At 42.4% G+C, this 24,323-nt stretch carries 18 protein-coding genes and 3 tRNA genes; 13 read left to right on the plus strand and 8 right to left on the minus strand.

Annotated features, from left to right (window positions below):
* Positions 1 to 23 precede the first annotated feature (23 nt).
* From ACG9ZB_RS02975 to ACG9ZB_RS02985, 3 genes are all read left to right on the plus strand, one after another.
* On the plus strand, positions 24 to 644 hold the full coding sequence (locus ACG9ZB_RS02975) for a TetR/AcrR family transcriptional regulator (protein WP_419324018.1): 621 nt from the start codon (positions 24 to 26) through the stop codon (positions 642 to 644).
* 335 nt (positions 645 to 979) lie between these two features.
* Positions 980 to 1,591, plus strand: a complete 612-nt coding sequence (locus tag ACG9ZB_RS02980; protein ID WP_419324020.1) for a zinc protease — start codon at positions 980 to 982, stop codon at positions 1,589 to 1,591.
* Positions 1,588 to 1,989 carry an NF045616 family extracytoplasmic (lipo)protein gene (locus ACG9ZB_RS02985; RefSeq protein ID WP_326942888.1) on the plus strand — a complete coding sequence of 134 codons (402 nt, stop codon included), beginning with the start codon at positions 1,588 to 1,590 and terminating at the stop codon, positions 1,987 to 1,989. Before ACG9ZB_RS02980 ends, ACG9ZB_RS02985 begins: the two co-directional genes overlap by 4 nt.
* 130 nt (positions 1,990 to 2,119) lie before the next feature.
* Here ACG9ZB_RS02985 and katG read toward each other — a convergent pair whose 3' ends face one another.
* The 3 genes from katG to ACG9ZB_RS03000 all read right to left on the minus strand — a co-directional run bounded on the left by katG (position 2,120) and on the right by ACG9ZB_RS03000 (position 6,812).
* On the minus strand, positions 2,120 to 4,312 hold the full coding sequence (gene katG / locus ACG9ZB_RS02990) for a catalase/peroxidase HPI (protein ID WP_419324022.1): 2,193 nt from the start codon (positions 4,310 to 4,312) through the stop codon (positions 2,120 to 2,122).
* A gap of 435 nt (positions 4,313 to 4,747) precedes the next feature.
* Positions 4,748 to 5,803 (minus strand): MBL fold metallo-hydrolase, encoded by a 1,056-nt coding sequence (locus ACG9ZB_RS02995; protein ID WP_419324024.1) that lies wholly within the window; start codon positions 5,801 to 5,803, stop codon positions 4,748 to 4,750.
* 70 nt (positions 5,804 to 5,873) lie between these two features.
* Entirely contained in the window at positions 5,874 to 6,812 is a 939-nt protein-coding gene (locus tag ACG9ZB_RS03000; protein WP_419324025.1) for a cation diffusion facilitator family transporter, read from the minus strand.
* Positions 6,813 to 7,145: 333 nt separating this feature from the next.
* Here ACG9ZB_RS03000 and hcaR point away from each other — a divergent pair, with 333 nt between their 5' ends.
* Positions 7,146 to 8,045 (plus strand): DNA-binding transcriptional regulator HcaR, encoded by a 900-nt coding sequence (gene hcaR / locus ACG9ZB_RS03005; protein WP_419324027.1) that lies wholly within the window; start codon positions 7,146 to 7,148, stop codon positions 8,043 to 8,045.
* A 308-nt stretch (positions 8,046 to 8,353) separates the two neighbouring features.
* Positions 8,354 to 9,031 (plus strand): DUF1345 domain-containing protein, encoded by a 678-nt coding sequence (locus tag ACG9ZB_RS03010; RefSeq protein WP_125274602.1) that lies wholly within the window; start codon positions 8,354 to 8,356, stop codon positions 9,029 to 9,031.
* Between the two features lie 259 nt (positions 9,032 to 9,290).
* On the opposite strand, the gene ACG9ZB_RS03015 is transcribed toward ACG9ZB_RS03010, so the two are convergent.
* Together ACG9ZB_RS03015 and ACG9ZB_RS03020 are read right to left on the minus strand one after the other, a co-directional pair.
* Positions 9,291 to 9,959, minus strand: coding sequence for an HAD-IA family hydrolase (locus tag ACG9ZB_RS03015; RefSeq protein ID WP_419324029.1), 669 nt, complete (start codon positions 9,957 to 9,959; stop codon positions 9,291 to 9,293).
* A gap of 271 nt (positions 9,960 to 10,230) precedes the next feature.
* On the minus strand, positions 10,231 to 11,169 hold the full coding sequence (locus ACG9ZB_RS03020; RefSeq protein WP_419324031.1) for an RluA family pseudouridine synthase: 939 nt from the start codon (positions 11,167 to 11,169) through the stop codon (positions 10,231 to 10,233).
* A gap of 758 nt (positions 11,170 to 11,927) precedes the next feature.
* Here ACG9ZB_RS03020 and ACG9ZB_RS03025 point away from each other — a divergent pair.
* The 5 genes from ACG9ZB_RS03025 (at position 11,928) to ACG9ZB_RS03045 (ending at position 17,902) form a co-directional block, all read left to right on the plus strand.
* Positions 11,928 to 15,410 carry an Rne/Rng family ribonuclease gene (locus ACG9ZB_RS03025; protein ID WP_419324033.1) on the plus strand — a complete coding sequence of 1,161 codons (3,483 nt, stop codon included), beginning with the start codon at positions 11,928 to 11,930 and terminating at the stop codon, positions 15,408 to 15,410.
* Positions 15,411 to 15,580: 170 nt separating this feature from the next.
* Entirely contained in the window at positions 15,581 to 17,422 is a 1,842-nt protein-coding gene (locus tag ACG9ZB_RS03030) for a long-chain-acyl-CoA synthetase (protein WP_419324035.1), read from the plus strand.
* A 130-nt stretch (positions 17,423 to 17,552) separates the two neighbouring features.
* Positions 17,553 to 17,628: transfer RNA gene (locus ACG9ZB_RS03035), tRNA-Lys, on the plus strand.
* A gap of 19 nt (positions 17,629 to 17,647) precedes the next feature.
* Positions 17,648 to 17,723: transfer RNA gene (locus tag ACG9ZB_RS03040), tRNA-Lys, on the plus strand.
* A gap of 103 nt (positions 17,724 to 17,826) precedes the next feature.
* Positions 17,827 to 17,902 (plus strand) — tRNA-Lys (locus tag ACG9ZB_RS03045).
* 147 nt (positions 17,903 to 18,049) lie between these two features.
* On the opposite strand, the gene ACG9ZB_RS03050 is transcribed toward ACG9ZB_RS03045, so the two are convergent.
* The gene (locus ACG9ZB_RS03050) at positions 18,050 to 18,694 is read right to left on the minus strand and encodes a hypothetical protein (protein ID WP_419324037.1); all 645 of its coding nucleotides are present in this window, start codon (positions 18,692 to 18,694) and stop codon (positions 18,050 to 18,052) included.
* A gap of 281 nt (positions 18,695 to 18,975) precedes the next feature.
* Between ACG9ZB_RS03050 and ACG9ZB_RS03055 the strand changes: the two genes are divergently transcribed.
* Positions 18,976 to 19,251, plus strand: coding sequence for a PspC domain-containing protein (locus tag ACG9ZB_RS03055; RefSeq protein WP_419324039.1), 276 nt, complete (start codon positions 18,976 to 18,978; stop codon positions 19,249 to 19,251).
* Positions 19,252 to 19,347: 96 nt separating this feature from the next.
* Here the strand turns inward: ACG9ZB_RS03055 and ACG9ZB_RS03060 are convergent, their stop codons facing one another.
* The gene (locus ACG9ZB_RS03060) at positions 19,348 to 20,445 is read right to left on the minus strand and encodes an HPP family protein (RefSeq protein ID WP_419324041.1); all 1,098 of its coding nucleotides are present in this window, start codon (positions 20,443 to 20,445) and stop codon (positions 19,348 to 19,350) included.
* Between the two features lie 110 nt (positions 20,446 to 20,555).
* Complete coding sequence (locus ACG9ZB_RS03065) at positions 20,556 to 20,969, minus strand: lysozyme inhibitor LprI family protein (protein WP_419324043.1); 414 nt, start codon at positions 20,967 to 20,969, stop codon at positions 20,556 to 20,558.
* Positions 20,970 to 21,228: 259 nt separating this feature from the next.
* Between ACG9ZB_RS03065 and glyQ the strand changes: the two genes are divergently transcribed.
* Complete coding sequence (glyQ, locus tag ACG9ZB_RS03070) at positions 21,229 to 22,215, plus strand: glycine--tRNA ligase subunit alpha (RefSeq protein ID WP_419324045.1); 987 nt, start codon at positions 21,229 to 21,231, stop codon at positions 22,213 to 22,215.
* On the plus strand, positions 22,215 to 24,284 hold the full coding sequence (gene glyS / locus ACG9ZB_RS03075) for a glycine--tRNA ligase subunit beta (protein ID WP_419324047.1): 2,070 nt from the start codon (positions 22,215 to 22,217) through the stop codon (positions 24,282 to 24,284). The genes glyQ and glyS overlap by 1 nt, the downstream gene beginning before the upstream one ends.
* Positions 24,285 to 24,323: the final 39 nt, after the last annotated feature.

Here is a 24,323-nt window from a genome sequence, read left to right on the forward strand (position 1 = left end):
TCTGCCATGTTCAGCTTTGTGCTATGAAGAATCCTGAGATCCAAGTCCGTCGTAGACCACGCCAGTCGCGAGCTAAACTCACCCAAGAAGCTTTGCAAGAAAGTTTTGTTCGGCTTTTACATGAACGCCACGCGCACGAAATTACCATTCGGGAAATTACCGATGTGGCAGGTGTCGGTTTAGGGACTTTTTATGAGTACTTTTCAAAGAAGGAAGATTTGGTTGCATTAACCATTCATCAGCACGTAAAAACCAATGCGGAGCAGCTAAAAAGTTATGCACAAAGCCTGATCGCGTTATCCACAAAATTAACTTTTGAAGACTATTTACAACAGATTATTCACTTTCAGCTTGAGCAGATTCAGACTCGGCAGTTTCTTTGGGCGCAGACGTTCTTGCTGGAACGAGAGGTTTCAAACATTGAAAGTTACCGTAAAAGTTATGCCATGATGGTGCAAATGTGGCAGAGCATTCTTAAGCCTTATATTGATGATGAAGTACAACTCCAGCAAATGAGTTTAAATGTACAGCGGGTGTGTTATGGCTTTGTGTCGCAGACTTTATTGGTTGAGCCTGAGTTTGGGGAGTGGGATGCGCTTGAAAAGGATATTGTTCAAAGTTTAGGAAAACTTAAGTTTGAATAAAAATAGACATTCTATTCATTTTCTCGCTTACATTTAATTTTTAAATAATTGATATACATAATAGTATTTAAATTAGGCTCGTATAAGCCCTATTATCTAAAATGGAATCAATATTTCAGGGTATTCCTTGGAATTTTGTATCATTTAATTCTTATGGTTTAATAACAGGTGGTGTTTCAAAAAGTATGCTAGTTAATTCTGTCAATAGAGAAATTGAAAATAAGTAAATTAAATTCACTATATTTTTAATGCTTTATGAGATTTCAATTGTGGTTAAAATATAATCAGCATACTTTTTGAAACACCACCCTAAATTACAAAAAATAGATGCAGAGATGAAAAATCAAGCTGCTACTATTATTAAAGTCGGAAGTAAAAGACTGTTAACTTCTGGTGAAATAGCTATGTCTCGCCTGATTTTTAAAGATGCAATTGATTACTCTAAGGTCTGGATACATTTAGGTGGCTTAATACATACAAAAACAGGTAATGCCATGACGCCTGCTGGGGAAATCTATTTACCGAAAGATGATTACTTAAAAACACCTGACTATAGTAAGGCTTTAGGTCAAGACAGACATTGGTTTATTCATGAAATGGTACATGTTTGGCAATATCAAATGGGGACATCAACTGGTTGGCTTGGGATAAAACAATTATGTAAAGGAGGATATACTTCGGAGGTCAATTCTGTTGACTCGGACAATGAGTTAGAAGCCTATGACACGGACTTAGGAGGTCGAGATTTAAATAAAAAATTTCAAGATTTTAACTTTGAACAACAAGGTAGAATTATTGAGTTTTGGTTTGATGCTTGTTATTTACAAAAAGTTAATCCCAAACGGGATCATCATCAAAAAAGTTTACAATTATTAGGCTATGTTGAGAAAATATTAAGAGATTTTTTACTTAACCCCTCAAATAAAAATTTATTACCGAAATCGTGATTATGAAAAAAATAATATATAGTTTTGTAGCAATGGTGCTTATAGGTTGTAATCAGCAGAGTCGAGATCTTAATACAAAAATTATTAATGATAATTTATGTCTTTTCACGAATGAATCTAAAGATTATGGAAAAGATAATTTTCTAGTTCATTTTGCAAAAATTGACTTTTCTAAAGAATATAGAAGTGAATATGAAAAATCTTACTCAAAAACAGACTTACCTATTAGTGAAAAAAATTGTATAGCTATCCCATTAGATAAGTTAGAAAAAAATTTAGCTTATACAATTACTTTAAGCACTATTAATAAGTCATTTAACTCTCAAATTTGTATTTTAGAAAATAACAGCGGTATTAGTATTAAACAGGTAGAGGCTGGAAAAAGCACATGTGAATAACTCCTATCGCATTAATCCACTTTAAAATTAACATAATTCACGCCATACAAAAATAATACAAAATTTAATAATATCAATATATTGCAATCTAAAAAACCGTCCTAAAGGACGGTTTTTTATTTCAATTAAACTACTTGACGTCAAAACGGTCAGCATTCATTACTTTCATCCAAGCTGCAACAAAGTCTTTTACAAACTTCTCTTTGTTGTCATCTTGCGCATAAACTTCTGCATATGAACGTAAAATCGAGTTCGAACCAAAAACTAAGTCGGCACGTGTCGCCGTCCATTGGGTTGCCCCTGTCGCACGGTCTACAATTTCATAACGGTTTTTACCCACGGGTTTCCAGTTATATTTCATATCCGTTAAGTTGACAAAGAAGTCATTGCTGAGTACCCCCACACGAGCCGTCAACACACCTTCTGGTGTACCAGCATAGTTAGTACCAAGTACACGCATACCACCGACTAAAACCGTCATTTCAGGTGCAGTCAAACCTAGTAATTGTGCACGGTCTAACAACATTTCTTCAGGCTGTACGCTGTAATCTTCTTTGACCCAATTACGGAAACCATCATGCTTAGGCAATAAATCTTCAAAAGAATACACATCTGTTTGCTCTTGAGTCGCATCGCCTCGCCCTGCAAGGAACGGAACTTTGATATTCACACCCGCAGCGTGTGCCGCTTTTTCAACCGCTGCCGTACCACCCAATACAATCAAGTCTGCAATGCTGACTTTTTTCGCCAGATTCGCCTGAATTTCTTCAAGCTTCGCCAAAACTTTGGCTAAACGCCCAGGCTCATTGCCCACCCAGTCTTTTTGTGGTGCAAGACGGATACGTGCACCATTGGCACCACCACGGTAGTCGGAACCACGGAAAGTCCGCGCACTGTCCCAAGCAGTATTAATCAATTCAACCGAAGTTAAACCACTATTCAGCAACTTCGCTTTTAATTCTTCAATTTCAGCTTCAGACAAAACATAATCGACCGATGGAATTGGGTCTTGCCAAATCAGATTCTCATTCGGCACATCGGCACCTAAGTAACGAGATTTTGGCCCCATGTCACGGTGAGTCAGCTTGTACCACGCACGAGCAAACACTTCAGAGAAGTAAGCTGGATCTGCATAAAAACGCTCTGAAATTTTGCGGTATTCAGGGTCCATTTTCAGCGCCATATCGGCATCGGTCATCATTGGGTTGCGGCGTACATTCGGGTTATGTGCATCAACAGGTTTGTCTTCCTCTTTGATGTTAATCGGTTCCCATTGTTTCGCACCCGCTGGACTGGTGGTTTTTTCCCATTCATAAGTGAACAGTAGATAGAAAAATTCGTTATCCCATTTGGTCGGGTGTGTGGTCCAAGCCCCTTCTAAACCACTGACCATGGTGTTCGCGCCATTGCCTGTACCTTCAGAGTTATGCCAACCGAGACCTTGAAACTCCACATCAGCGCTTTCGACATCTGCCCCTAAGTTTTGAGCTTTACCATTCCCGTGCGCTTTCCCTACGGTGTGACCACCCGCAGTGAGTGCGACGGTTTCTTCATCATTCATTCCCATACGGTCAAAAGTGACACGCATGTCTTGTGCAGTACGAAGGGGATCTTGGACGCCATCAACCCCTTCTGGATTGACGTAGATTAAGCCCATTTGTACCGCAGCTAATGGATTTTCAAGCGATTTACGGTCTTGGTCATTGGCATAACGGTTTGCCGTTGGTGCCAGCCATTGACGCTCTTCACCCCAGTAAATGTCTTTTTCTGGTGCCCAAATATCTAGACGGCCACCACCAAAGCCAAAGGTTTTCAGGCCTGCTTCTTCATAAGCCACGGTTCCTGCAAGAATGATTAAATCGCCCCATGAAATTTTGTTGCCATATTTACGTTTGATTGGCCAAAGTAGGCGACGGCCTTTATCGGTGTTGACGTTATCAGGCCAACTGTTGAGTGGTGCAAAACGTTGGTTCCCTGTGTTAGCGCCGCCACGCCCATCTTGTTTACGGTAAGAACCCGCCAAGTGCCATGCGGTACGTACAAACATCCCAATGTAACTACCATAGTCAGATGGCCACCATTCTTGGCTGCTGTTGATGAGTTCACGGAGATCTTGTTTCACCGCTTCTAAATCCAATGATTTGAATGCAGCTGCATAGTCAAAATCAGGATCCATCGGGTTGGTTTTTTTATCGTGTTGCGACAGGATGTCGAGATTGAGCGCATTCGGCCACCAATCAGAATTATTGGTGCTGGCTAAACTCGTTTGTCCACCATCTTTCTGGTGAAATGGACAGCCTGATGCTTGCATATTCTGTGTCATGTCGAGCTCCAAATTTGATCATCAAATTATGATTATCATGAACCGTTTAAAGTAATTAGTACTGTTCTAACATAGCCTCTTTTGATGACAATCGAAAGCGAGTTTTACGAATAAAAATAATCGGATTCTTCCATGTAAATATTTAAGAAAAAAAAGAATTTTAATTTTTCAACAAGATAAGACCCGAGGAAAACACAGCAAAAAGAAAGCATTTTTATACGAGTTTGATGGACATTTTCAATTGAGTTTATCGATCAAAACTCAGACCAACCTTACCAGCAATGTGCGCGGCTCAGATTGAGTAAAAATTAAATAAAAAAGAGGCATACTTTCGCTTTTTAGATTTTATTTGAAAGATATTTTGTGATGTTGTTATGGTCTCGGTGATGACTGTTTTTGCTCCAGCCATCACCTAATCTTTATATAAAGCATTCATTACACAGTTAAACGTCGACCTTCTCTTAAACAGACAAACGGATTCATCAGCTTTGAGCTATTTTTCATCGCCACTTTTAAGTCAATTTCGGGTTGTTCACGACTTTCATCGGTCAGCTGAAAGGTACGATAGTGAATGGCCATCGAGCATTTGGCATGCAGGTCTTTGTGTGCTTGAAAAGCATCTTGCGGATTCATATGCATATAGCGCATGAGCTCACGCGGTTCATAGGCCCCGATAGGCAGTAACGCAATTCGCGGTGCGCCAAAACGCTGATGCAGCTCTTTAAAGTGCGGTGAATAACCAGTATCCCCAGCAAAATAAGCATAGTCAGCGCCACAATGAACACTAAACCCGCCCCATAACGCACGATTTTGATCGCGCAGACCACGGCCAGAACCATGCTGTGCTGGGGTATAGACCAGTTTTAAATCATTCAGACGCGCCGACTGCCACCAATCCATTTCCAGCACTTGTAAGTGCTTGGGTAAATACCATCTATTACCTAAGCCTGTATAAATGGGCATGGCGAAACGCTCATACAACCAATTCAGACTGGCAATATCCATATGGTCATAGTGGTTGTGGCTCAAGAGCACCGCATGGATGGTCGGTAAATCTTCCAAGGCAATGCCAGCTGGCATAACACGGCGAGGTCCTCGCCCTTGCTTCGGACTGACATATTCAGCCCACACAGGATCGGTCAATAAGTTATACGGCCCAATTTGGAGTAATACCGTGGCATGCCCCACAAACCAAACCTGCCAATCATTTAAATCGGCATGAGGCCGATCTTGCGGCAGGCTTTTTTTATCGGCATGAAAGTGTGCATACTCTTGTGCCAAATCCACATTCCATGTCGAAGATTTACGCTTAATCAACCATTTCAGCAAGTCGCCTCGGCTACGGCCCTCAGGTCGACGAACCGAATTGACAAAGCGAGTCCCGTTATAATGGTCGGAGTGTAGAAACTGAAATTCGGGCTGTCGCCATGTATGGGACATGGTATTTTCAGTCGGAATTTGATAATGGAGTTCAGTTGATTTTGGCTTCATTTAACGTCGTTATCTTTATTGCAATACACGAGTAACAGGACCAGTTTTGAAAACTGACCTCTACCTTAACCTATTCCAAGCGTCCTTGCATTCGCTCTAACCACACTTTTTTTGATTGCGGCTTCACAAAGAGTGCCACAATTTCAGGATGTTTTTGTTTAATTTTTACTTCAATTCGATTAACACACGCTTCTATCTCATCGGTAGTAAGGTGATCTTCAAATTCTACACTCAACGAGGCCAAAACCTGTTTGGCACCCATTTGCTCGGTCAGTAAACCATTGGCCGACAGTACGCCTTCATCGTCTTGGGCAATTTTTAAGATATTTTGCCGTACATGCAGGTCTGCGGTCTCACCAAGCAGCAAACCTTTGGTTTCTCGTGCCAGTAAAAAAGCGGACACCGCCAGAACCAGCCCAATTAGAATGGATGCCACCCCATCCAGTGCAGGCATATTTAAACGATGTGCCAAATAAATACCCAGAAAGGCAATCAACAGACCAATTAATGCAGCAGAGTCTTCAAACAGAACGGTAAATGTGGTGGGGTCTTTACTACGACGAAAAGCTTCAAAATAACCTTGTTGGCCTTTCGCCTTACGAAACACTTTCAGAGCAACACACCATGAAATACCTTCACTTACAAATGCAAAGCCAAGTACAACATAATTGATGGTCGAGTTTAAAATGGGTTCAGGATGCAAAATGTGCATGATCCCATTGTACATAGACACCAATGCCCCTAAGGCAAAAACCATGAGAGATACAATGAAGGCCCAAAAATACAGCTCTCGCCCATAGCCAAAAGGATGATTAAAATTGGCAGGTTTATTCGACTTCTTCAGTCCATATAACAGTAAAATTTCGTTTAAGGTATCCACAACAGAGTGAATGGCTTCACTCAACATGGCCGAGCTATTGGTCAGATAAGCCGCAATAAACTTTACCAGCGCAATGGCTAAATTCCCCAACAGCGCGGCATAGACCACCAGTTTATTTGAATCTGCCATATCGATTTTTAGCCCATATGTTCAATTAAATTAAATTAAATTAAATTATATTTATGTTTTTATCATATCCAATTTCAGCAAAACGCAATTGTATTTTTATGTAGTTCACCTCCCTTGATTTTCAGGTGATTGATATGGACTATTTTTAGTATTTAATTAATACCTTTTAACAATTATTAAACCTGTTATTTCATATACGAAAATCTCAAAAATCAACCCAAGATCATTTATTTTCTAAATAATTGAATCATCTTCACGGCATCATTGTTTATCGATTATACTTTACTGCAGTCATGGTAAGACATTTTTTGGATTAGTCAGTGGGTTATTTATATGGAACTTAGACACCTTCGCTATTTCATTACTGTTGCTGAAGAACTGAACTTTAGTAAAGCAGCACTGAAACTTTATACCGCCCAACCCTCATTAAGTCAGCAAATCAAAGACCTTGAAGAAGATGTCGGTGTACAGTTATTGTATCGAACCAAGCGAAAAGTTGAACTCACGGAAGAAGGCGCTGTTTTCCTAGAACAAGCGCGTCTCACCCTCGCTCAGGCAGACAAAGCGGTCGCTATGGCACGCCAAGTTTCACAGGCCAAACAGCAGATGCTCCGCATTGGTTTTGTCCCTGTTGCAGAAATGAAAATCTTTCCTTATGTGCTGCCCAATTTAAGAGTACAAAACCCAGAATTAAAAATTGAGTTGTTCAGTATGAACAATACTGAGCAACTACGTTTGCTGAAAAAAGGTGAATTGGACATTAGCTTTACACGAAATAATGTTCATAGTGATGAAATCGAAAGCCAGTTTGTACTGCGTGAACCACTCATTTTCCTGTTGCCAAAAGATCATCCTTTGGCCGAATATGAGCGAATCCCTGTTGAAGCATTAAATGGCATTGATTTTATTATTCCCGCAGCTGAGCAGTCACAGACTTTGCACCAGACCATTTTGGAATTTGCCAAAGCCCACAATATTGAATTTAACATTGTGCAAAAAGCCGACAATATCCTATTCAATATCAATACGATTGGCTTGGGGCTCGGCTGTACAATTTTACCCGGTTACATTGCGCCACTTAGCATGAACAACACTGTAATTCGTCCACTTGAGGTTGAGCTGCCGTATTTGGATCTGTATGTGAACAATCGTAAAAATAACAGCTCACTGGCAGTGACAAAATTTATAGAATTACTGACTCGGGTATTTTATTTGGATATTAACCGCGAATAAATCCGCAGTGAGTCCTCATTACGCATCTCATTCGGCGTGCCACTATTTTCTGAATAAAATAAATAGTTACGCGCCTTTCTCATAGAACTATAGGCTGTAAGACAAGCGTATTTTTATCCTTTTGTTTTTCAGTGATGTCGATGATATCTCGCTTTTTCATTTTGCATTCTTTTTAAGCTAGGATAGGCTAAGAAAAACAGGCTTTAGTCAGGTTCCCTACAGCTGAAGTCCGAACACAGACTGGTAATGAAGTAGATCTTGCGACTTTAGCTGCACGAAAAAATAATAAAATAGAGACGGAGAAAATTATGCCGATGCCCACTTTGCAGCGTTTAAAAACAGCAATGAAATTTCGCCCCTTCTTTTTCATTAGTTTTTTGCTAACTGCTGTTTTTTATACGCTGCTGAATACATTTACCGACTGGTCATGGTCGACCAATTTGTTGATCAGTTGGAATCTTGCCGTCTCAAGTTATTTGGTCAAAACCATGACCACCCTGTGGTCTGTTGACCATCGGCACATTCTGCAACATGCACAACAGCAAGATGCCAGTAAATGGATCATTCTACTGTTGGTAATCATGACTTTGCTCATGTGCTTAATTGCGATTGTATTAGAATTGACTCACCTCCCAAATGACCCAACCATCAAATATGGGCACTTAGCGCTGTCCTTACTCACCATTATTAGCGCATGGTTCTTTATGCATACCGTATTTGCCATTCATTATGCGCATGATTATTATCTGGCTCTCGCAAACCAACAAGATGCAGGCTTAGACTTTCCCAAAACGGCTCAACCGACCTATCCTGACTTTTTATATTTTAGTTATGTGATTGGCACTTCTGCGCAAACCGCGGATGTTTCCATTACCTCACGTTCGATGCGTATCCTCAATATTCTGCACATTATTTTAGCTTATGGTTTTAATACCTCTATTCTCGCTATTAGCATCAATGTTGCGGCAGGTTTCATCACGCTTTAAACATCTTATTTTTCATTTCTTGGTCATCCTCTCAAATGACAACCATCCAATATAAAGACGATGGTTGAAGTCATTTCGAGGAAAACATCACAAAAAAAAGCCCCAATCAGAGCTTTTTCAAATCACAAATTCAACAATTAAATCAACCGTTCATTCGCCTTAAAACATACTAAAAACAAAAGCTTTGAAGATGATCGCCCCAAAACAGGCAAGCTCACTCTGACCATCTTCCACAGGCTATATATTTAGACAACTCAAGTTAAATGACTTGTTTAAGGTCAACATATTGCAATAAATGCTGCTGCAAGCTCGGCACATCATCCGCGATGGCCAAAGGTTGATATTGTCTGAGTGTTTCAGGTGTATGCACCCCATAACTAACCCCGATTCGCGGCATCGCAATAGTACGTGCCATTTCTAGGTCATAACTGGTATCACCGACCATAATCGCGCGTTCAGCAGACACACCCGTTTCAGCTAAAATCTCTTCCAACATCAAAGGATGCGGTTTAGATTTAGTCTCACTGGCAGCACGCGTTGTCACAAATAGTGCCTGGCTCTGCGTTTGTGCCAATACTCGATCTAAGCCTTTACGGCTTTTACCTGTCGCCACCGCCAACTGTAAACCCGCTTCACGTAAGCCATTCAACATATTGGCCACGCCGTCGAACCAAACATCGCCTTTCGAGTTCGCCACATAATGCTCGGCATAGCATTGCAAAATTTCAGTATGTAGCTCAGGTACTTGAGGAAATAATCGCTGCGCAACCTCTGGCAAACCTAAACCAATAATACTTTTTGCTGCATCAGCAGTTAAGGGTTGTGCAAATTGCTGCGCGGCAAACAATAAACTCGCCACAATCTGCCCCACTGAATCAAATAATGTCCCATCCCAATCGAAGATAATCAGTTCTACAGGTTTGTTCATGCTAGGGTCCAATATTTACTTTTATAAAGTCAATTCACACGATGCATTTGCTACACAATGGCGACAAGGATGGCGCCGTTGAGCTGATTTGCACTTCTCGCTTTAGAGCGGTGCTTAAAGCGCGTTCAGTATGTTCCATCAGCTCAACAAAAGAGTTTTATTACTTTGCATCTTTAAAAATAAAGATGACCAATACAGCATCATTTTAAATTAATCACAACCAACAAAAGTCATGGCTTTATCACTTCTCCCAAAATGAAAGGGAAAAGATTTAGTCCTTCTTCTGTGCTCTTAGCTGCGCCACAATACTCTGCATATCTTCAGGCAAAGGCGCTTCAATCGGTGCATAACCAGGAATGTCTAAACGCATTGCATGCAGACATAAACGACGCGGTTTCGGTCCTTTATATTCTGTTTCATGACCATACTTATCATCACCTACCAATGGATGACCAATGCTTAAACCATGCACACGAATTTGATGGGTACGCCCAGAAAGCGGCGATGCATAGACTAAGGTTGCATGCATAAAACGCTCACCCACATTCCACTGTGTTTTAGACTCTTTACCTTCACTCGACACACGCACACGACGCTCACCATTGGCTAGTTCATAACGGTGCAAAGGCGCATCAATTAACTGCTTGTCTAAACTCACCACACCTTTGACTACAGCGGCGTAAGTTTTCTTAATTTTGTGTTCACGCAACATGTCTTGTAAGCTTTTTAACACACTACGCTTTTTAGAAATCATCACCAAACCTGAGGTATCACGGTCAATACGATGAATCAGTTCTAAATATTTCTTACCTGTTGCCGCACGTAAGCCTTCAATCAGACCATAAGCCACACCACTGCCGCCATGTACGGCAATGCCCGATGGCTTGTTGACGACCATCAAGCCCTCATCTTCATACACCACACGACTGAGTAAACTCTGTGCTACTTTGTCAGAAACAGGCGCCGCATTTTCATCTTTTTGTTCATAGCGAATTGGTGCCACACGAATCTGGTCACCAATAGACAGCTTAGTTTCTGCTTTTATACGCTTTTTATTCACGCGAACCTGACCTTCACGAATCAGGCGATAAATACGACTTTTAGGCACCCCTTTTAAACGGCTAAATAAAAAGTTATCAATCCGTTGCCCTGCTTGATGCTCGTCCACTTCAAACCACGTCACGTTTTGCCATTGTTGGGTAGAATTCATACAGTTACTGCGACCTAAAAAATACGGAATTTGAATAAAAAATGACCATTTAGGCTATGCTTTACACAAGAAAGACTAGCTTAGCCCATAGGCAGATGGTACAAGGTTTGATATAGTCAGCGCACGGATACCACCATAAGTGAGTCAAAAGCTTAATCATTTCAATTTTAAATTGAATAGTTAAGAAAATAACTCAACTGAGCTTGGAACGGTCCCAAAAGAATTATGCCGACGCCGAAGGCTTATTATATCGGCAAAACAGCAAACTGTTAGGTTTAATTGTGCATCTGCACATAAATCAGTTTGCCCCAAAAAAAATATGTGACCAACGAAGGTTGGTTTTTAAACGTAAACTGATATACATCAGATTAGTCGCTCCCTGATGTCGTATTCAGGCCACAGCGTTGATGCATATGGATCTGTTCAGTTGTAAAGGTACGATGATAATTCCGTATCAAGACACCCTATCCAAAAAGAAGGGTTGCTCTTCGAGCAAATGTGACAGTGAAAGTTACTTACATCCAATGCACTGCTTGTCCGCCAGTGAAACGCGCAGGAGACTTTAATCGTTTAAAGATTGAAGCCGTATTGCCATCATCAATATGTGAATCAAAACCGAAGCCGATCAAAAAGGCAGGTAATAAAACTCAGACCACAATCGGTTTATTTGAGATCTGAGTAAAATTGGTCCGTGATGTTTGATGTTCGCTACGTGTTTAGCGATAGTTTGCTGTGTATCACTATTAGGTGTTACACCCATGAAACGTATGTTGATTAATGCAACACATGCAGAAGAGATTCGCGTTGCACTTGTCACTGGGCAGCGTCTTTACGATTTTGACTTAGAGAATCGTACCCGTGAACAAAAAAAATCCAATATCTATAAAGGTCACGTGACTCGCGTTGAGCCTTCTTTAGAAGCCGTCTTTGTTGAATATGGTGCGGGACGTCAAGGCTTCTTGTCTATGCGTGAAATCGCAAATTCATATTACCAAGCAGACCCACGCCAAACTTCAAACATTCGCGAATTGATCACTGAAGGCACAGAGCTTTTGGTTCAAGTTGAAAAAGAAGAACGCGGCAACAAAGGCGCTGCCCTTTCTACCTTCATTTCTTTAGCTGGTCGCTATTTGGTACTCATGCCAAACAACCCGAAAGGTGGTGGTATTAGCCGTCAAATTTCAGGTTCAGTACGTGAAGAATTGAAAGAAATGTTGGCGTCATTAAATGTACCTCGTGGCATGAGCGTGATTGTACGTACTGCGGGTATTGGCCGTTCTCAAGAAGAGTTACAACTTGACCTACAGCACTTACTGGATCTTTGGGCGCAAATCCAAAACACAGCAAGTTCTGGTCCATCACCAATGTTGGTTCACCAAGAAGCGGGCGTAGTGACCCGTGCGATTCGTGATTATTTACGTGATGATGTTGCTGAAATCTTAATTGATTCAGAGCAAGCCTATAACGAAGCCTATAACTTCGTAAAAGCAGTCATGCCTCGTCAAATCGACAAGTTAAAAACCTATACGCTAAATGAGCCGTTATTTGCTCATTTTGGTATCGAAAGCCAAATTCAAACAGCTTATGAACGTGAAGTTAAACTTCCTTCAGGCGGTTCAATCGTTATTGACCAAACCGAAGCATTAGTGTCAATTGACATTAACTCTGCAAAATCAACCCGTGGTAGCGACGTTGAAGATACAGCGCTCAATACTAACCTTGAAGCGGCAGAAGAAATTGCACGTCAACTACGTTTACGTGACATTGGTGGGTTGGTAGTAATCGACTTTATCGACATGACCAAAGACCGCAACCAACGTATGGTGGAGGCGAAACTTCGCGAAGCTACACAAAGCGACCGTGCCCGTATCCAATTCGGCCAATTGTCTCGTTTTGGCTTGATGGAAATGAGCCGTCAACGTCTACGCCCTTCGCTTGAAGAAGCAACAGGTTATGTCTGCCCACGCTGTCATGGCACAGGTATGGTGCGTGACTTGCGTTCATTATCGCTTTCAATCATGCGTAAAGTAGAAGAAATTGCGCTGCGTGAACGTCATGGTGAAGTTCAAGTACAGGTTCCAGTTGAAATTGCAGCCTTCTTATTGAATGAAAAGCGTCACACGTTGGTTTACCTCGAACAAACCTCAGGTGTTCGTGTGACTGTGCTTCCGCACCCACACTTAGAAACACCACATTACGAAATTTCGTATAACCCTGAAGGCTTTGCACCAACCAGCTATGAACGTACAGAAGCAACACGTTCAAGCGAAAAAGAGTTGGGTTACGAGTCATCAGAATGGCATTTAGATGGTGCAGATCATGTGCATCAACATGCCGCTCCTGCGCCTGCACAACAAGAAAAAGGCAACAAAAAACCTCGTAACAACGCGCCACAACAACAAGTCGCTCAACAAGCCCCTGCTCAGACTGCACCTTCAAGCAGCCCATGTGCATGGTTAGAAAACTTGTTTGTACAAAAACAAGCTGTGACTGTCGATCAATCACGTTCTGCAAATAATGCTGCTGCAGCCATTGAGCAAATGGTAAATGGCGGTGCAGTGAGCCGTGGTCAGTTTGGTCAAGTTGGCACGCCTGCTGCGGCACCAGTTGCACCAAGCAATAATGTCTACATGAGCTCTGCACCTGTTCATGCAAAATCTGAACACCGTGAAGATAAGCATGTAGAGAAAGAAGAACGCGGCACACGCCACAACAAAAAGCGCCCTAATAAGCACAAAGAGTCACGTGAGCAAAATGCGCAACATGACAACCAAGTTCATGAAGAAATTGTGCAGGTCTCTCGTCAAGATCAACAGCGCCAAGATCGTTATGAACAACGTCCTGAACGCAATGAACCACAACGCCAAGACCGTCATGAACAACGTACTGAGCGCAGTGAACACCAACGTCAAGACCGTCCAGAGCGCAGTGAACAGCAACGTCAGGAACCGCGTGAAAACAAGCGTTCATCACGTCGCCAACACGGTGAGCAACAGCAAAACACTGATGTTCAAAACGAACAGCAAAATGCAATGCCACGTCGTGACCGCCGTAACCAACCTCGTCCAGAGCGCCCAAATCGCCACCGCGACCCAAGTGTACTAAATGAGCAAGCGACTGAAACAGCGCCAGCTGTGGTTCAAGAACCTCAAGTTAAAGTTGAGTTGATTGAAGCACCGCGTCAAGAAATGATCACAACAGCCCATGTGGTCAATGTCGATCAAGCGCAAAGTGAAATCGTGGCATTAACTCCGCCTGCACACACTGCAACCGAAACCAAGCCTCAGCAAGTGGCTGTTGCGAAAGCAGAAGTTGAAGTAAAAGCTGGGAAAGTGGTACAGGAGAAAGCAGCTGAAGTTGTAGCAGCACCTGCTGGACAACACGCAGAGCAAAAACCACGTGAAAGCGTAAAACGTGCCAGTAATGACCCACGTCAACGCCGTCGCCAACAACGCGCTGCACATACACAGCAAACTGAAACACCTAAACTCACACCTTCACAGGTGCCAACTTTAGGTCAGTACACCATCAGCAGCTTGATTCGCCATGTCTATGGTGAAGACTGTTCAGTGCTGATTGAACAGTTTGGTTTAATTCCAACCTTCAACCGTGCCCTTCAGAAATTTACTGAAGAGTATGCAGCAACGTTAAGCAAAACTGTGACAACGCCTGCTGTTGAAGCAGAGAAAAAACCGGTCACGCGTGATGTTGAAATCACAAAAGCGCAGCCTGAAGCAGAGCCAGTTCCAGTATTGGACCTGACACCGCCTGCACCTGTGTCTGAACAACGTGTTGCAAATGACCCGCGTGAGCGTCGTCGTCTAGCTAAACTTGCTGCTGAACAAGCTAAACAAGCACGCGAAACAGCACCTGTTGCTGAGTCGTCAGCGCCTGAAACAGCGATTGTTGCAGAAACGCCTGCTACTGAAGCTGCGCCTGCTGTAACTCCAGAGGAAAACGAGCCTGCTCTTGTAACAGAAAGCGAAGCACTTATTGCCGTTGAAAGCAGTGAAGTGAAAAGCTCGGCTGATGTAGCTGCGGTTGAAGAAGTGGAAGTTGTTGTTGCTCCAGTTCAAGCCAAAGCGCCTAGAGCGTCAAAGCAAGCTGAAAAAGTAGAAGTAACTGAAACTGTAGCGGCAATAGCTGCGGATGAGTCAGACAAATCAGACTCGGACAAGCCAGTTCGCCCACGTCGTCCACGTGGTCGTCCACCGAAAAAAGCGAGCGCGACTGAGTCGTAATTCACCCTAGAGTTGTAAATTTTAAAAACCTAGTCATGTCAGTGGCTAGGTTTTTTTGTTATTTTCATCAGATTAGGTTGATTGCACTAGACCGAAACGATTAAAAGAACAAGTGTAGAAACTGAGCACGATTCAAACGCATTGGATTGCATAAAATAATTAGGATTCATATGAGCCAACACCCATCACATGACCTCATTGGTATTACTGACGTTGCAGCAAAACTTCCTCAATTCATCAGTAAAGTTCCCAACTTACTCAGTGGATTAAAACAAGCATATTTACGTACCCCAAACACCCCAGCAGGCCTCGGGATTGCTTTTGAAAAAGCAGTGAAGCGCAACCCTCACGGTATGGCCTTACTTTTTGAAGATCAAAAATTTAGTTACCAAGCCCTCAACGAATGGGCAAACCAAATCTGCCATTATTTTTTATCCATCGGGGCAAAAAAGGGTGATGTCATCACAGTGATGATTGAAAACCGTCCTGAATTCGTTGCAACCGTGATTGCACTTGCCAAAATTGGCGTTACTGCGGCTTTAGTCAATACCTCGCAAGTCGGTAAAGTGCTGGCGCATAGTATTAATCTGGTCAAACCCATCGCAGTCATCGTGGGTGAAGAATGTCGTGCCGCAGTTGATGAAATCCGCCATGATCTAAATCTCACTGCGGATCGTTTCTATTGGTTTGCCGACCAAGAAACCCAAAAAGATGCAGGCCTTTCACCACAAGGTTTCAGTAATCTTGCTGAAAAAATTGATGCCTTTGCCAAGTTCAACACCCCAACCACACACAGTGTGCTGGGTAAAGATGGCTTGTTTTATATTTATACCTCAGGAACAACCGGTCTACCTAAAGCCGTTATTTTCACACATAGCCGCTGGACGTTGGCTTATGGCACCTACGGGCACGTACTCAACCTCGGTAAAGACGATGTAATGTATGTCACCCTGCCGCTGTACCACGCAACAGGCATTGTGGTGTGTTGGTGTGGTGTGATTGCAGGTGCTGGCACCTTGGCTTTACGCCGTAAATACTCCACTTCTGCTTTTTGGAAAGATGTGCAAAAGTTTGATGCCTCTGCGATTGGTTATGTGGGTGAGTTATGTCGCTACCTCATGGATGCATCACCTTCAGCGTTAGAAAAAGGCCACCGTGTCACCAAAATGATCGGCAATGGCATGCGTCCAAACATTTGGGACAAATTCAAACAGCGGTTTGGTATTGAAGAAATTTTAGAGCTTTATGCATCGAGCGAAGGCAATGTCGGCTTTAGCAATGTATTTAACTTTGACAACACTGTCGGCTTTTCACCTACGCCTTATGCCATTATCCAGTTTGATAAAGAAAAAAATGCGCCTGTTTATAATGCCAAGGGTGGCTGTATCAAAGTCAAAAAAGGCGAAGTTGGTTTATTGATTGGTAAAATTACTCGCCGTTCTCCATTTGATGGCTATACCGACCCTGAAAAAAATAAATCGGTGATTCTTAAAGATGTCTTCAAGTCTGGAGATGCTTACTTCAACACAGGGGACTTAGTCCGCGACATTGGTTTCCGTCATGCCCAATTCATCGACCGCTTAGGCGATACTTTCCGCTGGAAAGGCGAAAATGTGTCCACGACTGAAGTTGAAAACATGGTTAGTGAATATGACAAAATCACCGAAGCTGTAGTATATGGTGTTGAAATTCCAAACACCAATGGTCGTGCGGGAATGGCTGCGATTACACTGGCAGATGGCGCTGAACTAAATGAGCAGGATTTAGCTCAAATGCTCGTGAGCTTTAAAAAATGTCTGCCTGCCTATGCTGTACCCGTTTTCTTACGCGTACAAAAGCAAGTTGAAACCACTGGGACATTTAAATACCAAAAGAACAAGCTCAAAGAACAAGCCTTTGACCCTAAGAAAACCGATGAACGTTTGCTGGTTCTGTTACCCAACAGCAGTGCCTATGCAGATTTAACGCAACAAGTCTTTGATAACATTCAAGCCTATCAATATCGCTTCTAAACTCGAATTGCTTGTTTTTTAGCTACCTAATCGCAAATTTGTTGTATTTATAATCAAACATCAACAAGTTTGCGATTTTTTACTTGCGCTCGATGCATATCTTGCTACAATACGCTCCATCAAATGATATGGGTCGTTAGCTCAGCTGGTAGAGCAGCGGACTTTTAATCCGTTGGTCCCGCGTTCGAATCGCGGACGACCCACCATTCCTTTGATACCCTTGATGGGTCGTTAGCTCAGCTGGTAGAGCAGCGGACTTTTAATCCGTTGGTCCCGCGTTCGAATCGCGGACGACCCACCATCTTTTTTTGTAAAATCTAATTTTACAAACCTGCTCAGGTTCGAATGCTTTAAAAAATTCTTTTTTAAACTTTCAGCGAAGACTCTTTCGCATACCTTGCTCAGGGTCGTTAGCTCAGCTGGTAGAGCAGCGGACTTTTAATCCGTTGGTCCCGCGTTCGAATCGCGGACGACCCACCATTTATTATTTAAATCCTTTTTTAATTGCATTGATATAACATTTATTTAGCAACATGCTATTTAAGTCATAAAATTCGCACGCTGTTCATTTCTTCACTATTTTTATTCTTCAGTCGTATTTTGTTGCTTGGCCCAATTCCATTTTAACTATGAATTAGGCTCACGCTTTAAAGTATACGCACGCTCTAATTTCGGAAAACCTCGCGCATACAATTTTTGGTTAGTGGCATCTAGATTATTACTTTTATTCAAATCCATTTGCAGCGTTTGCGAATCCACCACGCGATAATAAAAATTAATACCCTCTTTACGATGGACGATCAGCTCTGTTCGCTCTTTATTCATGGTCCATGTATCACGGCGATAACTTAAGTTTGAAAAGCCAGGGCGTTGTTTTTCCGAAAAGACCTTACCTAAGCGCACAATGCTGCGATGCACCGTACCATCAGGTAAAAAATTGAGAATAAAATCAGCCTTTCCCGTTTCACAAGGGAAAAAATAACCATCACATTGAATTTGTGTGCGATAACGCCCAATGAACTGCTGTTCACTAATATCAAGCGTACGAGGTGCATACTCCGAATCATCTTGTATGGTTGCCCGTCCTGCCACCTCAGTCAGCTTCTTCCCCGACTCAGCAGTAACAGCAGCGTCCTCTACCATGCTATTTTCATGTTGTTGTGACGCTTCCGAAAGCCCACCATCACAACCAGCTAACGATACACCGATTAGCGCCACCGCTCCTTGCAGTAATGCGCCAATCAAACCCTGATCCTTTCGTCTCAACTTCATTCCACACTCACTTCCTGCACGTGATTAATCTCCATAACCATCACGAATATTCCATCCTGACCCTTGATATTCTCTCGGATTCAAATGACTTGCTGATTTTAAGCAGCTAGCACAACGCCAAATAGAGCACATTTTAGTCCTGATCAAAACCCCAGCTTTTATCTCTTTACATAACTTTACTTTTTAATCGACTCCGTCACCTTTAAAAACGCAATTACATCTCCATTTTTAAATTATGAGTGCATAAAGCCACTCAGATTTTAAATTTTAAGGAGACCTAGATGGCCAATGTTGGTTTATATCGCTCAAACCGCTCAAACATGATTGCTGGTGTGATGGGTGGTATTGCTGAACGTTTTGGTTGGAACGCAAATTTACTTCGTATTGTTTTCATCACTGTTTCACTGTTAAGTGCAGCATTCCCCGGAATTTTAGTTTACCTGATTCTTTGGTTGGTGATGCCGAAACAAAAAGACCAAATTGAGCATTCTCCACAGACTCGATCAGGTTATAGCAATACGATGCGTACCGTTAATCCAGATCATCGCAACCCATAAGCGCACATCTTTCGTCTCAAAAAAGTTTCTTTTTATGCTACGACAACTTCCCCCAAAGTGTCGTAGCTTTTTTTTTGCCTACTACACTCACATGACTTAGCGATGTTGTAACAGACGATACAATGCTGCAATCATATCGGCACGGCTAATGATGCCGACCAAAGCCTTGTTTTCAACCACAGGAATATAGTTAAAAGAACGTTCAACAAAGTACGGAATCAAATCTTGTAGTTCTTGATTCGGCTGTACCGTGACCACCTGACGTTTCATAATGTGCTTGACTTGATCTTGCCAAGAGATACGCAAATCCGTCGCCTTTTGGAACCACTCCACGACTTCATATAAAGCCAAGGTGCCGCATACTTGTTCCGCTCGATTTAACACAGGTAAACTCATCAAATTGACCTGTTTAAATTTTTCCACAGCGACTTGAATGTCTTCATCTTCATATAAACACAGGACATCTTTACTCATAATGTCCCGACAACGTAGGTCTATATGAAAGCGAGTATCTGCCTGCGCTTGGGCTTTTAAAATCAGTTTTTGTAAATCATATTCACTGATGTCAAGCAACTGTGTTTCTTGGGCTAAAACTTGATGAATATCTTCAGGTTGAATGGTGACCTTCTGAGTTGGGGTCGGGTCGGTGCTACGCGTATTGACTTGTGCCACAGTTGGGTATTGTTTCCCGAGTAAACGGTTGAACGCAATCGCAATCACGAGAAGCAGGATCGAGTTGAGTAGAACAGGATAAAACACAAACTGATATTCTAACTCGTGTACCGTCTCACCTCCCAGCACCGCTGTAATCGCCACAGCACCACTCGGTGGATGCAAAGAATCTGTCGTCATCATCAAAATAATCGACAAAGCCACAGCAACACTAAATGCTTCTGTTAAGTTGGAAATATAGAGTGCGCAGGTCACCCCAATGACGGCTGCAATCGTATTCCCAATCACAATATTCCATGGCTGAGCCAAAGGACTGGCTGGTACGGCAAAAAGCAACACCGAGGACGCACCCATCGGGGCGATATACCATGCATTGATCCCACCCAAAAGCCACCAACTTATGAGTGAAGAAAGTGCTAATCCCAACAATGCACCCAAACCACAGAGCATTCTTTCCTTTAGCGGTAACACTTTAAAATTTGGTTTTAAGGCATTTAACCATTCAAGTTGCATTTGAAACACAGCCACCCTTCTACTTTTTCGCACTTAACCGGTGCAAAATTATACGTGGTCTCACCAATAAGATGCATCTATTTTACATCTTATTTTTATGAGTAATTCCACTGAATTCTTTAGTGAACGTATTGCTGTAACTGTACAACCCGTTCGGCGTAATACTGCATAGGACAAAAAGCATACATAGGCGATCCTACATACTGTCCGGCATTATCACACTCTTGCTCAACATAGGCTTTCCACAAGCGTTGTGATTTCAAAATGGCTTGATAACGTTCTGGCTGGCTATCCTGCTGACTTTGCACACGTATTTGATCAAGTAATGATACAATTTTCTTTTCATCAAGGTGTTTGGCTCGTTCTGAACAGATCTCCACCACACCATTGTTAATACTGACAAGCTGTAAAGCCTGAATGGTCTGCTCGACACATTGGTTATAAATATCTGGCTCGGCCTCTTGCTGCTGTGCGTGAACCGTTCCACTGAACGTAGCCAGCAGAACAAGGATCTGAAGATAAAATTTTGGCATGAGGGTGCTCTTGGTTTTATTGTGCAGAAATTGAATATAGCAAACTCGGGCAATTTGGCTCAAACCAGAGAATAGATTGTCTATGTAATACATGCAGCTCAATCTTTTCAACATACAAAAATCATACTATCTGACTTCTCTCACGTAACCACCACAGTTAAATTTTTAAATGAATGAATCCTACTGAACCCTTTGCCACTCCCCTGCAAAATCCTTATACTTAGAACCAATTTTTTCTTATATTTATAATGGATGCTGCATGAGTCGCGCCATATCGCATATTGATACATTCCAAGGCTTAATTCTTGCCTTACAAAACTACTGGGCTGAACAAGGTTGTGTCATTTTACAACCTTACGATATGGAAATGGGTGCAGGGACATTCCACACTGCAACATTCTTACGCGCACTTGGGCCTGAAACATGGAACGCAGCATACGTTCAACCGTCACGTCGTCCTAAGGATGGTCGTTATGGCGAAAACCCGAACCGCTTACAACACTACTATCAATTTCAGGTGGTGCTGAAACCAAACCCAGACAACATCCAACAGTTGTATTTAGATTCTTTAAAAGCAATTGGAATTGACCCATTGGTGCATGACATTCGCTTTGTAGAAGACAACTGGGAATCTCCAACATTGGGTGCTTGGGGCTTAGGCTGGGAAGTTTGGTTAAACGGTATGGAAGTGACTCAGTTTACGTACTTCCAACAAGTGGGTGGAGTTGAATGCTACCCTGTAACAGGCGAAATCACCTACGGTCTTGAACGTTTGGCAATGTATTTACAAGGTGTAGATTCTGTTTACGATCTTGTTTGGACTAAAGGACAGTTTGGTACAGTCACTTATGGTGATGTATTCCATCAAAATGAAGTTGAACAATCGACCTATAACTTTGAATATGCGCCTGTTGATAAAATGTTTGAACTGTTTGACTTCTATGAAGTAGAAGCAAGCCGTTTAATTGCCGCAGAATTACCATTACCTGCGTATGAACAAGTGATTAAAGCATCTCACTGCTTTAACTTGCTCGATGCGCGTGGTGCAATTTCTGTGACTGAGCGTCAGCGTTATATTTTACGTGTACGTACCTTAGCACGTTCTATTGCTCAAAGTTATGTAGCCGCACGAGCAAAACTAGGTTTCCCAATGGCTGAACCACATTTACGTGATGAAGTCTTGGCGCAGTTAAAAGCACAGGTTGAAGCGGAAGCCAAAGCGCAAAATACTGAGGAAAGCAAATAATGTCTAAACATACAGTTTTATTTGAACTCGGTTGCGAAGAACTCCCACCGAAAAGCTTAAAAACCTTACGCGATGCCTTACTTGCAGAAACTGAAAAAGGTTTAAAAGATGCAGGCTTGGCTTTTGATGCAATTGAAGCCTATGCAGCGCCACGTCGCTTGGCACTTAAAATTGTCAATGTAGATGGTGCGCAAGCAGACACCCAAAAACGTTTTGATGGTCCTGCTGTTCAAGCCGCCTATGATGCCGAAGGCAAACCGACCAAAGCGCTTGAAGGCTTTATGCGTGGTCAAGGTATTACGGTTGATCAGGTTTCTACTTTCCAAGCAGGTAAAGTTGAAAAAGTCTGCTACCTAAAAGATGTGAAAGGTCAAAGCCTTGATGCATTATTGCCACAAATTCTACAAACTGCGTTGGACAACCTGCCAATTGCAAAACGCATGCGCTCTGCCGCAAGCCGTACTGAATTTGTGCGTCCTGTAAAATGGGTGGTGTTGCTTAAAGACAACTCCGTGGTTGAAGCCACGATTCAAGATCATCAGGCAGCGAATGTGACTTATGGTCACCGCTTCCATACCCCTGAAGCAATCGCACTACAACACGCCAATGACTATTTAGATGCGTTACGTGCTGCTAAAGTCATTGCTTCTTTTGAAGAACGTCAGGCTATTATCGACCAACAAGTCAAAGCTCTTGCTGATGAAGTGAATGCGATTGCGATCGTTCCTACTGATTTACGTGATGAAGTCACTGCATTGGTTGAATGGCCAGTTGCGCTTCGTGCAAGCTTTGAAGAACGTTTCCTTGCTGTGCCTCAAGAAGCATTGATCACAACCATGCAAGACAATCAGAAGTATTTCTGTTTGGTGAATGCTGATAATAAACTTCAACCTTATTTCATTACTGTTTCAAATATTGAGTCGAAAGATCCGACTCAAATTATTGAAGGGAATGAGAAAGTTGTACGCCCTCGTTTGTCTGATGCAGAATTCTTCTTCTTACAAGATCAAAAGCAACCGCTTGCATCTCGTAAAGAAAAATTGGCTAATATGGTTTTCCAAGCACAGTTAGGTACGCTTTGGAATAAATCTGAACGTATTGCCAAATTGGCTGTGGCTTTATCTGCGATCACGGGTGCGAATCCTGCCGATGCTGAAAAAGCAGCACTTCTTGCAAAGTGTGATTTAACTTCTGAATTGGTTGGCGAATTCCCTGAACTTCAAGGGATTGCGGGCACTTACTATGCACGTATTGAAGGCGAGAATGATGAAGTTGCTGAAGCTTTAGGCGAGCAATATTTACCTAAATTTGCAGGTGATGTTTTACCGCAGACCAAGACAGGTACTACAATTGCTCTTGCAGATCGTTTAGATACGCTCACAGGTATTTTCGGTATTGGTCAAGCGCCTACAGGTTCGAAAGACCCGTTTGCTTTACGTCGTTCTGCGATTGGTATTTTGCGTTTAGTGACTGAAAACAATCTTGATGTTTCGATTGAAGAATTGATCAAGCTTGCTTTGGCTGCCTATGGCGATGTCTTGAAAGATCACGATAAAACTTTAGCGGATGCTGTTGCATTCCTTGAAGGTCGTTACCGTGCGAAATATGAAGACCAAGGCGTTGCTGTTGATGTGATCCAAGCAGTTCAAGCGTTATCACCAAAATCTCCACTAGATTTTGATAAGCGTGTAAATGCGGTAAATCACTTCCGTGCATTGCCTGAAGCGGCTGCTTTGGCTGCTGCCAACAAACGTGTTGCGAATATCTTAGCGAAAGAAGCTGCACCTGAAGGTGCTGTGGTTGAAGCAAACTTGGTGGAAGATGCTGAAAAAGCATTATTCGCTGAACTTGCGAAAATCACACCAGTGGTTGAGCCACTATTTGCTTCTAAAGATTACACTGCTGCGTTGTCTGCATTGGCAGCCCTGCGTGCGCCAGTCGATGCGTTCTTTGATGGCGTAATGGTGATGGCAGATGATGCTGAACTGAAAGCAAACCGTTTACGTCTGCTTGCTCAGCTTCGTGATTTGTTTACACGTGTTGCAGATGTAAGTGTGTTGCAGCACTAAAGTCTTAATTGCTTGTAAGTTAAAAGAAACCCCGCTATG

It is taken from the genome of Acinetobacter johnsonii (genome assembly GCF_048551975.1).
Classification (GTDB): Bacteria; Pseudomonadota; Gammaproteobacteria; order Pseudomonadales; family Moraxellaceae; genus Acinetobacter; species Acinetobacter johnsonii_A.